The 10,790-nt window shown below is 64.6% G+C and carries 8 protein-coding genes; 4 read left to right on the top strand and 4 right to left on the bottom strand.

Features of this window, described 5'->3' with window-relative positions:
• The first annotated feature begins 116 nt into the window (after positions 1-116).
• The gene (locus SAS01S_RS04645; protein ID WP_066805577.1) at positions 117-452 is read left to right on the top strand and encodes a hypothetical protein; all 336 of its coding nucleotides are present in this window, start codon (positions 117-119) and stop codon (positions 450-452) included.
• Here SAS01S_RS04645 and SAS01S_RS04650 read toward each other — a convergent pair.
• The 3 genes from SAS01S_RS04650 to ftsZ form a co-directional block, all read right to left on the bottom strand.
• Positions 436-1,056 carry a response regulator transcription factor gene (locus SAS01S_RS04650; protein ID WP_066805580.1) on the bottom strand — a complete coding sequence of 207 codons (621 nt, stop codon included), beginning with the start codon at positions 1,054-1,056 and terminating at the stop codon, positions 436-438. The two genes, SAS01S_RS04645 and SAS01S_RS04650, sit on opposite strands and share 17 nt — an antisense overlap.
• Positions 1,031-3,637, bottom strand: a complete 2,607-nt coding sequence (locus SAS01S_RS04655) for a PAS domain-containing sensor histidine kinase (RefSeq protein ID WP_066805583.1) — start codon at positions 3,635-3,637, stop codon at positions 1,031-1,033. The genes SAS01S_RS04650 and SAS01S_RS04655 overlap by 26 nt, the downstream gene beginning before the upstream one ends.
• Positions 3,638-3,857: 220 nt before the next feature.
• The gene (ftsZ, locus tag SAS01S_RS04660) at positions 3,858-5,420 is read right to left on the bottom strand and encodes a cell division protein FtsZ (protein ID WP_084238512.1); all 1,563 of its coding nucleotides are present in this window, start codon (positions 5,418-5,420) and stop codon (positions 3,858-3,860) included.
• A 175-nt stretch (positions 5,421-5,595) separates the two neighbouring features.
• Between ftsZ and SAS01S_RS04665 the strand changes: the two genes are divergently transcribed.
• Positions 5,596-6,153 carry a DUF2939 domain-containing protein gene (locus SAS01S_RS04665; RefSeq protein ID WP_066805589.1) on the top strand — a complete coding sequence of 186 codons (558 nt, stop codon included), beginning with the start codon at positions 5,596-5,598 and terminating at the stop codon, positions 6,151-6,153.
• Between the two features lies 1 nt (position 6,154).
• Here SAS01S_RS04665 and SAS01S_RS04670 read toward each other — a convergent pair whose 3' ends face one another.
• Complete coding sequence (locus SAS01S_RS04670) at positions 6,155-8,338, bottom strand: penicillin acylase family protein (RefSeq protein ID WP_066805620.1); 2,184 nt, start codon at positions 8,336-8,338, stop codon at positions 6,155-6,157.
• 34 nt (positions 8,339-8,372) lie between these two features.
• Between SAS01S_RS04670 and SAS01S_RS04675 the strand changes: the two genes are divergently transcribed.
• A complete protein-coding gene (locus SAS01S_RS04675) occupies positions 8,373-9,644 on the top strand; it encodes a metal-dependent hydrolase family protein (protein ID WP_066805591.1) in 1,272 nt (423 codons plus the stop codon).
• An 11-nt stretch (positions 9,645-9,655) separates the two neighbouring features.
• Positions 9,656-10,756 (top strand): acyltransferase family protein, encoded by a 1,101-nt coding sequence (locus tag SAS01S_RS04680; RefSeq protein ID WP_169804898.1) that lies wholly within the window; start codon positions 9,656-9,658, stop codon positions 10,754-10,756.
• Positions 10,757-10,790: the final 34 nt, after the last annotated feature.

Genomic DNA, 10,790 nt, shown 5'->3' on the forward strand with positions numbered 1-10,790 from the left:
TAACCGCTGGTGGACGAAGATAGCGGGGAACAGTCTCCGCTACGTAAGTTTCCCGAGCCGACGGTCTTATTTCGGCTCGCTAGCCTTTCGCAGCACCCTTCTATCTGGATGTTGCCGTGCCTCTGGATCTCGTCGTCCTGCAAATCTCCGAAGATGATCTGCGCAGCGCGCTGACGGCCAAGCTGACGATGATGGGCTTCAATGTGATCACGCTGAGGCGCGGTCAGTTGACCGGTGGGCTATCCGGCTCCACGATCGAACAAGCGGTGCTGATCACCGACGACGAAGCTTTAGCAGCCTGCAGCCCGCTGCCGGGTTGGCTTCAGGTCATCCTCCTCAACGGATCGTCGGGTGATGTTACCGAACGGCCGTTGCGATTGTCCGGGCGCGACGCGACACGGAGCGTCGGCGAAGTGCTGGCCCGATGGCACAATTCTAGCCGGCTGAAATGAGGCCCGCGGCGAATGCCACGCGCAGCGCCTCGGACAGACTCCTCACCCCCATCTTCGTCATCAAATTCGCGCGATAAATCTCGACGGTCCGAGGACTGATCGCCAGGTTGTAGGCGATGACCTTATTCGACCGACCTTCGATCAGTCCGGTCAGCACATCGCGTTCTCGGGGCGAAAGGACGTCTACTTTGGCGCGCGCGCTTTCGATCTGCGCCGATCCCGCGCTCTCATGTTCAATCCGGTCGAAGGCCTTGTCGATCGTTTCGAGCAGCGCGTCCGCCTTGTATGGCTTTTCGAGGAAATCCAACGCGCCGGCCTTCATTGCCTGCACTGCGACGTCGATATTGCCTTCCCCGGTCAGAATGATGGTCAGAAACCGCCCATGTGAAAGCGAGCCGAGTTGCTCCAGGACCTCGAGTCCGTTCTTCCCTGGCATATGATAATCGAGCAGCAGCACGCCCGATTCGAGTTCAGGGGCCCGCTCCAGAAATTGATCGCCCGAGCGAAAATTGCGCACGACGAGATCGGAGCGCAGCGAAAGCAGGCCGTGCAGCGACGCCCGCACGGCATCATCGTCATCAATCAGATAGATGTTCCGGATCATCTTCCAGCTCCTTGAACACCGGCAGGGTAAAGCAAAACGCCGCCCCTCCCTCCGGTTGGTTCTCCGCCGTCAGGACGCCACCATGCGCCTCGACGATACGTCTCGAAATGGACAGGCCGATCCCCATTGCCGTGCCCGACTTGGTGGTCGAGAAACGCGCATAGAGTTGGTCGCTCAGCGCATCGGGAAGGCCGGGTCCTGTGTCCTTGATTGAGAGCATGACCATGTCGTCGTCGCAGCATCGCGACTTGATCACGATCCGACGGGGCTGGCCCGCGTCAAGCGACCGCAGAGCATCGACGGCATTGCGCAATAGATTGACCAGCACCTGCTGGATTTGCACGCGATCGGCGAAGATCGTGTCGCAAGTCGGATCGAGATCGTAGCTGAGGTCCATCTCCTCGCGCCCGCTACCGAAGAATACCAACGCGACCGCGCCCCTGGTTACATCGTCGAGCGATTCGGGGCGCATTTCGATATCGCGCTTGGCCAGGAAGTCGCGCAATCGCCGTATGATGTCGCCCGACCGCTGGGTCTGGTCCTCCGCCATGTGCAGCAGGTCGGCGACGCGCTCGCCGCTTGCCCCCTGTTCGATCAGCATTCGCGCCGCGGCGATGAAATTGGACGTCGCACTGAGCGGTTGATTGAGTTCGTGCGCCAGATCGGCGGCGAGCTCGCTCATCGCACGTTGGCGCGAGATATGGGCCAGTTCCGCGCTGAGTTCCGACAATTGCTGTTCCTCGAACAGGCGCTTGGAGACGTCGCGGATGATTCCGGTGAAGACCCGCTCTTCACCGATCCGGGCTTCTCCGACATTGAGTTCGATCGGAAATTGCGTGCCGTCGGCGCGTCGCGCGGTCAGTTCGCGGGTCATTCCGATTACCTTGCGCTCGCCGGTTCTGAGGTAATCGGCAATCGCCGTGTCGTGGTTTGACGCGAGTATGTCGGGCATCAGCATCTTGACGTTGCGCGCGATCATCGACGCGGCGGAATAACCGAACATCACCTCGGCCGCCGGGCTGAAACTCTTGATGATGCCGCGGTCGTCGATGACGATCGTCGCGTCGGGCACCGTCTTGATGATCGATTCGAGCTGCGTCTCGGCCTCGCGCCGGCTGCGCTGCGTGACGTCGACGATCGACCCGACCGATCGTACCAGATTGCCGAGCTCGTCGTACAGACAGCGCGCCGTTCCCTCGAGCATGCGCGGCGGCCCCGATTCGGGGATGAAGTGAAATTGAAAGGCGAAACGATCGCGCCGATCGGCGACTGCACTATCGATCGACGCAATCACATCGGAAACTTCCGCGGCATCGACATGATCGCGCCACATATCGAAGGTGTCGATGGCACCGGCAGGCAGGCCGAGCCGCTGCTCGGATCCGGGCGACCAGTTGATCCGTCCGCTGACGACGTCCCAATCGAACACGCCGATCTCGTTGACCTCGGCAGCGATCGCCAGGCGGTTCTCGCTGACGCGAAGTTCCTCCTCGGCTTCGACCCGCGTGGTGATGTCGAGTATCTTTAAGACGACGATGTCGTCGCCCCCCGCGCGATGCAGCGAACGACGGCGTTCCAAGACATGCAACCGGGTGCCGTCGCGCCGCTGCTCGACGAACTCGGCCTCTTGCTGGTTGGAAAACGGGCCGCCGCCCGGCGCGGCGTCGGTATTGTAGCCCTCGACTTCTCGCGATCGCAGCAGATCGTGCTTGTTGCTTCCGATCGCTTCGTCAGCCGTCCAGCCGTAGAGTTCGGTACATCCCCGCGTCCAGTGGAGGATCGTGCCGTCCGGTTTGACCAGAGCGATAGCGGCGCTGTCTAGCGCGTCGCTGAGATCGCCCAGCGCCGTCCGCTGGCGGGTCAGCCGATCGGATACCAGCAACAGGATCGTGCCCATGATCAGCATATTGATCAGGATCGCGATCAGGGCGGCGCCTTCCGGCGGGGCGCCGCTGGCCCTTATCGACCATTGTTCGAAGACAATGGGGATCGCCGGAAGAACGAACAATATTGGGAAGACCAGCCAGCGCAGGGGTTGATTCATCCGATCTGTCGACAGCAGCCCGGTCCATCCCGCCTCATGCTTCCACCACAGAAAGGAACAGGCGAGCGACAGCGATGCGACGCCGGCCGGCAACGGCGCGATGAAGAATTGGTTGAGCGGGGCTCCGGCGCCGATCCACATCAACGCTATCGTCGAATAGAGCCCGAGACACAGGGCCAGCGCGGCGAGCACGTTCCCCGCCCGATCCAGCAAGGGCGACTGCCGCTGAGCGAACAGGATCGCCGCCGCGAGCAACACGAACGACAGCAGCGAATTGAATCCTGGCCGCCCGGGATTCGGCGCCACCGCGCGTGCCAGTTGATCGGAAAAGAGCAACTGATCGATACCCGGACGAATGCCCGATACGCTTTCGCCAATCACCAGCGCGGCCAGAATAAGCACCGCGATCGTCGCCACTGTCGCGAACCGTCGGCCAAGGATGACCGCGATCATCGCGAAGGACAGGAACAAATATCCGGCAGTCGTGAGCGGCCAGGCCGGCGCGTAACTCGCACCGAAAGAGGCGAGCGCCGGCATTTTGAATATCCAGCCAAATAATGACACAGATGCGGCCAGGGCGGCAATTCCAGCCAACACCAATGCAACTCTATCTCGCCTAGATGCGTCGTTCCCGCGACGCATTCGACCAGGCATTTCTTCCCGTCCTTATGCTACCCGCCATGCGAGACAGCCGCATTTTACTAGCCTATTTGTAGCATCACGGAATATTTACGGCAATTCAATAACCTTGCCGTGTTTATCGAGATAAAAATAATCCATTTCGGACGGAATTACGTCGCCAGCGACGCCTGCTGCCGCGATAGGCAATCATAGAATGACGCCCGAAGCCCAGCCGAAAGGTTATCGAGCGAAATAAGCCCTTCACCGCGTTGGATATCTGCTCGACCAGACTTGTGCGCCTGGGATCCTCCAATTGAAAATCGCCAAGCCAGAGTTCGTCCATCGTGCAGGTCTTGAGGTTGCCCGCCGCGGGCGCCTCGCCGCGTGGTTGCGCAGGCGTTTGCTGCTCTGCCGGCCGCGGCAACCGCTCGATCAGGTCGAGCAACGGCGCGTCGCTCGCCGCCGTTTCGATCAGCGCCGCGGTGAGATCGCCAGGACTGCTCGCCTGCTCCGTGCCGATTGGCAGCGCAGGCGGCTGGGCTGCGATAAAGGGGATAGCGGCCGCCGGCGGCGCGATATCCACTAGTTCCGCCAATGCGGCCACCCGCGTTGCAGCTATTGGCGGCTCGAATGAAATGATCATGCTCGGCACGATGGCGACTGGTCCCGGCGCGGCAACCGACGAGCAGAATGCCGCCATGGGGGCCAATGCGGCGCGAACGAACGCCGCCTGCGGGCGCATTTGGGGGCGATGGCCCTGGGCAATGAGCGCGACGCGGACGATGCCGTCGAGCGCTTCCGACACCGACGCTCCCCACGCGAGCTCGACATCCGGCGACGCCTGGTCGGCGATCGTCGCGACGATCGCGTCGAGTTCCATCAGCGACATGTCGGTGCCGCCGCTGATCGAGATCATCAGCTTGCCCGCACCGGCAATCTCGTCGTCGATCAGCGGACAGGCCATTGCGCGTTCCGCCGCGAGCACCGCGCGGTCGGTGCGCTCGGTCGCTTCGCCAAACCCGATCACTGCGCGGCCCATCTCGGCGATCACGTTGCGCATCTCGGCGAAACCAATCTGCTTGAGCCCCGGGGTCACTAGCAGATGGGCGATCCCGCCGACCGCATCGGCCAGCACCGCGTTGGATTCCAGCATCGCGGATTTGAACGTCATCTCGAGGTCGCCGATGCCGAGCAGCCGCTGGTTGGGAACGACGATCAAGGCGTCGACCAGCGGCTCGAGCGTGGCGATGCCCTGATCCGCCCTGCCCGCCCGCCGCAGTCCTTCAAATTCGAACGGGCGAGTCACCACCGCGATGGTCGGAATGCGCCGCAGCCGGGCGCGCTCGGCGAAGATCGGTGCCGCGCCGGTTCCGGTCCCGCCACCCATCCCGGCGGCGATGAAGCAGAAATCGACATCTTCCAGTGCCGCATCGATTTCATCCATGACTTCCTGCGCGGCGGCGCGGCCGACTTCCGGCCAGGCGCCCGCCCCCAGCCCGCGGGTCGCCATCCGTCCGAGTTGCAGCTGCTGACGGACTCCCAACATGCGCAGCGCCTGGGCGTCGGTATTGGCGACGATCAATTCGACGTTGGGCAGGTTCTCGCCGATCAGCCCCGCAACACCGTTCCCGCCTGCGCCGCCGACGCCGAAGACGGCGATCCGCGGCATCACCGCCTCGATAGTGCCCATAAAGCTCATGACCGTTCCCCGACTCGCTGCATCCTGGGGACTCGTATCGCGGCATTAATGGTTAACGCGCCACGCTGGGAATCTACTATCGTAGAATCCCTCAGCGCTTTCGCAGGCGGGTGTGCAGCGACATTGCCGGGAGGAATCCGCCGCCCTAGGTTGGGCGCGGGGCCGAAAGGATCGCATGCGCAAGGGTTGGATCATCGCAATCGGCGCCGCGTTCGCCTTATTCGCGCTGGCTTATGGCGCGTCGCCTTATGTCGCGGTGCGCGGCTTCGTCGCCGCGGCGAAACAGGGCGACGCGGAGAAGCTGCGCGGCTCGGTCGATTTTCCGGCGGTGCGCGCCGACCTGAAACCCCAGCTGGCCGCGGCAGTGACGACGCGGATGGAGCGCGATCCGGCGATGCAGGGCAATCCGCTCGCCGGGCTTGGCAAGATACTGATGCCCTCGATCCTCGACCGGATGATCGACAGTGTCGTGACTCCCGAGGGGATCGCCGCCTTGGTTCGGGCCGGCAAGGTCGGCCACGCCGACACGGAATCCGTGGCACCACGGCGGGTCGACTACGGCTTTCATTATGTCACGCTCAATCGTTTCGACGTCACCTTGCGGCGCCGGCGCGCGGTCGGTGACCCCGTGAACCTTGTGTTCGAACGGCGCGGCCTGTTCGCGTGGAAACTGGTGCGCATCGCGCTGCCGCAGAGCAGCCTGACCGGCCCCGCGGACGCGGCACCGGCCTGACCTATTCTCCCGGGCGGTAGCGCCGCTCGACATGGCCCTTGAGCTCGTCCGGATAGAAATAGACCGGACGCAGCCGTCCCTCGGCATAGCGGCCGATCTGATCGGCGAAGTGGCGCGAGGCGGGATCGCCGCTTTGCCCGCCAGCCATCACCGCCATCGCCTTCACTCGCGGGCCGAATTCGACCACCGCGACGAAGCTGTTGCCGCTGGTGCCGTAATAGCGCTTGGTCCCAGGCCAGGTCTTGGCGCCGAACGAGGCGAGACTGCCCCATTGTGCCGAAGTGAAGGGCGCCGGGGTCGAACCGCCGCCATCGTCGAAATGCGGCGCGATCGCGTCGTCGAGCCGCTGGAAACGGTTGATATCGCGCCACGGCACGCGCCAATCGCCGAAATCGCGTTTGAGCCGGTCGGTTGCCGCTGTCAGCGCGTCGAGCTTGTCGCTCGGTTTGACTCGCGTCGCGATGTAATCGGGCACGTTCATCCGTTCGGCCTGCGCGAAACCGCCGACCTCGCGCCAGAGTTGATCGCCCCAGAACACCGCCAGGCTGGTCGCGGTCGAATCGTAGCCCCAGCGGCAATCCCAGCCGCGCAACAAGGCGACCGGCTCGGCCAGTCGGGCGCGGCGCGGGTCGTCGGCGGGCAGCGCATCCCATGCCTTGACCAGTCCGGGGATCAGTTCGGCGAAGGCGGGCAGATAGCTGTCGAACGCCGCGACGCGCAGTTTCTCCGGCGTCCAGCCATTCTTGCCCTTGAGTAGCAGGTCGGCATGGGTACCGCGCGCATTAGGCCCCGTCTGATCCATATAGCGCGGATAATCGGCCGCCTTGGGACTATCGGGCCCCGCCGCATCCCACGGCCAGTCATTGGTGTTGTGCACCCAGCCGACGCGCGGGTTGAGCACGCTCGGCAGGCTGGGCAGCGTGTGCATCCCCTTCCAGTCGGTCGCCGGATCGGCGCCATCGACCGGCCGGGTATAGTCGAAGCGGTTGTCGCGCAGCGGCATGAATTGCGGCATCAGGAACGCGATCTCGCCCTTGCTGTCGGCGAACAGGGTATCGTTCGATGAGTTCGCCCGGCGCGACGCGACTTGAAGGAAGCTCTTGAGGTCGCTGGTCTTGGTTCGAAGCCAGCTCTGCTCGAGTGCCGGCACCGGTTTCCACATCAACGCCTCGGCGATCCAGCGTCCGTTCTTCGCGGCGACGATCGGGCCGTGATGGGTTCGCCATGTGGCAAAACTCCGTTCCCCCAGCGATCCGTCCGGTTTGCGGTAGCGCAGGGTCACCGTTTTGCTCGTCACCGGCCGTTCGGCCGTACCGTAGCGATAGACATAGCCCTCGCCGCGCTTCGTCACGCGCTCGGCGAACTCGTCGACATTGTCGACGGTGGACGAGGTGTGCATCCAGCCCGCTTTGGCGTTGAACCCCTGGTAGATGAAGAACTGCCCCCAGGTCGACGCGCCATAGGCATCCAGGCCCTGCGCGCTCGACATCTGTGCTTCGGAGCGGAAGTAGAAACTGGTGTGCGGATTGATCAGCAGCAGCGCCTTGCCGCCAGAGGTCAGGCGGGGCGCGATCGCGATGCCGTTGGAGCCGGCAGGCTCGCGCGGCACCATGCCGAGTTCCTCGGGGGTCGGCGGGGTCGGCTTGCCGTAAAAGGTCTTGAGGTCGCTGAGCGAAATCCGCTCGATATCGCCGCCGATACTGCCTTCGGTGAAGCTCAGCGCCATCCACGGTTCGAAGTGCGTGAGCACCTTGGGCTTGGTGCCGGGATGCGTCGCCAGGTAGAAATTGAGCCCGTCGGCCCAGGCGTTCATCAGCGATTTCAGCCATGGTGCGCTGGCGGCATATTGCGCCTTGAGCTCGACGGGATCGACATAGAGGCGCTGGCGCAGATCGCCCCAGATCGCGTCCTCGCCGTCGGCCTCGGCGGTGCGGCCGAGTGCGGTCAGGTAATTCGCCTCGACGCGCGAGAAGTCGTCCTCGGCTTGGGCATAGATCATCCCGAACACCGCATCGGCGTCACTCTGCCCGCGGACGTGCGGGATGCCCCAATCGTCGCGCGTGATCGTGACCCGCGCCGCCTCGGCTCGCCAGCGTGCCATGTCGGCGCTCGCCGGGCCGGGCGCGGTCGGCGCCATGGTGAGTGCAGCAAGGGCTAGGAGCGGGAAGCGGAGGGCTCTATCCATATCGGGAGCGTAACGCGACACCGGGGAGAAAACCATGCGCTGGCTGGCTCTTATATTGGCAATGCTGCTCGGGCCGGCGGCCGCCCTCCCCGCCGCCGAGGCGCCGAAGCAAATGGTCCTGCTGAAACCCGCGCGCGTGTTCGATGGGATGGACGGCAAGACGCATGCGGGCTGGCAAGTGCTGGTCGAGGGCGATCGCATCACCGCGGTCGGACCCAATCTGTCGGCGCCCGCCGACGCCAAGGTGATCGACCTGCCCGGCGAGACGCTGATGCCCGGGATGATCGAGGGGCACGGGCATCTGTTCCTCCACCCCTATAATGAGACGAGCTGGGACGATCAGGTGCTGCACGAACCGCTCGCGCTGAGGACCGCGCGCGCGGTGGCGAGTGCCCGCGCGACCCTGCTCGCCGGGTTCACCAGCGAGCGCGACCTCGGCACCGAAGGCGCGGGCTATGCCGATGTCGGGCTGAAGGCGGCGATCGACCAGGGGATCGTGCCGGGGCCCCGGCTCAACGTCGCGACGCGCGCGATCGTTGCGCTAGGCGCTTACGGGCCCAAGGGTTTCGAGCCCGGCGTCGCCATCCCGCAAGGCGCCGAGGAAGTGTCGGGAGTCGAGTCGATCGTCGCCGCGGTGCGCCGCCAGATCGCGGGCGGCGCCGATTGGGTGAAGCTCTATGCCGATTATCGCTGGCGCCCCGGCGAGGACAGCCGCCCGACGCTCAGCCTGGAGGAGATGAAGGCAGCGGTCGCCGCCGCGCACGACGCCGGCCGCCCGGTCGCGGTTCATTCCGCCACGGCCGAGGGCATGCGCCGCGCGATCGCCGCGGGAGTCGATACGATCGAGCATGGCTATGGCGGCACGCCCGAAATCTTCGCCGATATGGCAAAGAAGGGCATCGCGCTCTGCCCGACGCTCGCCGCGTCGGATGCGACCTCGCGCTATCGCGGCTGGAGCGGGGCCGAGCCGGCGCCCGAGGCCGTCCTGATCAATCGGCGGAGCTTCCAGATGGCGGTCAAGGCCGGGGTCCACATTTGCATGGGTGGCGATGTCGGGGTGTTCGCGCATGGCCAGAACGCGCGCGAGATGGAATTGATGGTCGCTGGCGGGATGAGCCCCAACGACGTGCTGATCGCCGCCACCTGGGGCAATGCGCGCTGGTTCCACCTCGACTCCAAGCTGGGCGCGGTCAAAGCGGGGCTGCTCGCCGACCTGATCGCGGTCGATAGCGATCCCACCGCCGACATCGCCGCGGTCCGCCATGTGCGGATGGTCATGAAGGGCGGCATGGTGGTAACGGGTTGATCGTAATGGATATGTCGAAACCCGTCCGCGTCCGCGACGAACCGCTCGACGCGCTGCGCGGGTTCGCCATTTTCGGGATGGTGCTCGCCAACCTCCAGGGGTCGGAGGAGCACGCTTTCTGGTGGATCAACCATGCGCCGTGGAACGGGCTGACCTTCGCCGATCTGGTGTTCCCGATGTTCCTGCTCGCGGTCGGGCTCGCCTTGCCGCTGACGATGGACGGGAAGATACCGCGGCCGTCGATCGCGAAGATCGTGCGGCGGTCGGCGTTGCTGTGGTTCATCGGTTTCGCGATCAGCATGATTGTCCATTTCAGCCTCAAGCTGGAGGAGATCCGCTTCACCGGCGTGCTCGAGCGGATCGGCATTGTCTATCTGATCTGCGCGATCACCTGCCGCCAGACGACGACGTGGAAAGCCCCCGCCATCGCCGCCGGCGTGCTGATGCTGGTCCATGGCGTGCTGCTCCATCTGCCTGCGCCGGGCGACCTGATCGGCAGCATGGCGCCGGGCGAAGGGATGAGCGGCTGGCTCGACCATGCGATCCTCGGCGGCACGCGGCTCTATGGCCACCCCGATAACGGTCCGCCCTTCGATCCCGAAGGGCCGCTATCGACACTATCAGCGATCGCCACGACGATGATCGGCATCGCCGTCCAGCGCATGTCGGTGCGCCGCAAGAAGCCGGTGATCATGATCGCCGCGGTCGCCATATTGTGCCTCGGCCTGACGCTCGGCGCGGCATGGTTCTGGCCGATCAACAAGAATTTATGGACGCCGACCTTCACCCTGATCAACGCCGCGATCGGGCTCGGCCTGCTGGCCTTGCTCAAGATCGTCTGGCCGCGGATCGGCGCGTCGCGGATCGCGCAGACGGTCGCCGCGCTCGGTGCGGTGTCGCTGACGCTCTATGTCGTCCATGATGCGGTGGCGATCATGCTGATGATGGTGCCGGTCGGCGGCGAGCATCTGGGCGAAAAGCTGTTGGCGGGCATCGCCGCGACGGGGTTGCCGCTGGATTGGACCTCGATGCTGTATGCAGTGATTGCGGGGGGTATTTCGATCGCGATTACGCTGTTCCTGCGGGCGCGGGGGTGCGTGTTGAGGGTTTGACTCACCCCTTTGCGGTGGGTGCTGAGGGGATGAC

The sequence above is a fragment of the Sphingomonas asaccharolytica NBRC 15499 genome, from assembly GCF_001598355.1.
In the GTDB taxonomy this organism is placed as follows: Bacteria; Pseudomonadota; Alphaproteobacteria; order Sphingomonadales; family Sphingomonadaceae; genus Sphingomonas; species Sphingomonas asaccharolytica.

Coding starts and splice junctions, on each gene's coding strand:
- SAS01S_RS04650 (WP_066805580.1), bottom strand. CDS start 1,056: ATGATCCGGAACATCTATCTGATTGATGACGATGATGCCGTGCGGGCG.
- SAS01S_RS04655 (WP_066805583.1), bottom strand. CDS start 3,637: ATGCCGGCGCTCGCCTCTTTCGGTGCGAGTTACGCGCCGGCCTGGCCG.
- ftsZ (WP_084238512.1), bottom strand. CDS start 5,420: ATGAGCTTTATGGGCACTATCGAGGCGGTGATGCCGCGGATCGCCGTC.
- SAS01S_RS04665 (WP_066805589.1), top strand. CDS start 5,596: ATGCGCAAGGGTTGGATCATCGCAATCGGCGCCGCGTTCGCCTTATTC.
- SAS01S_RS04670 (WP_066805620.1), bottom strand. CDS start 8,338: ATGGATAGAGCCCTCCGCTTCCCGCTCCTAGCCCTTGCTGCACTCACC.
- SAS01S_RS04675 (WP_066805591.1), top strand. CDS start 8,373: ATGCGCTGGCTGGCTCTTATATTGGCAATGCTGCTCGGGCCGGCGGCC.
- SAS01S_RS04680 (WP_169804898.1), top strand. CDS start 9,656: ATGTCGAAACCCGTCCGCGTCCGCGACGAACCGCTCGACGCGCTGCGC.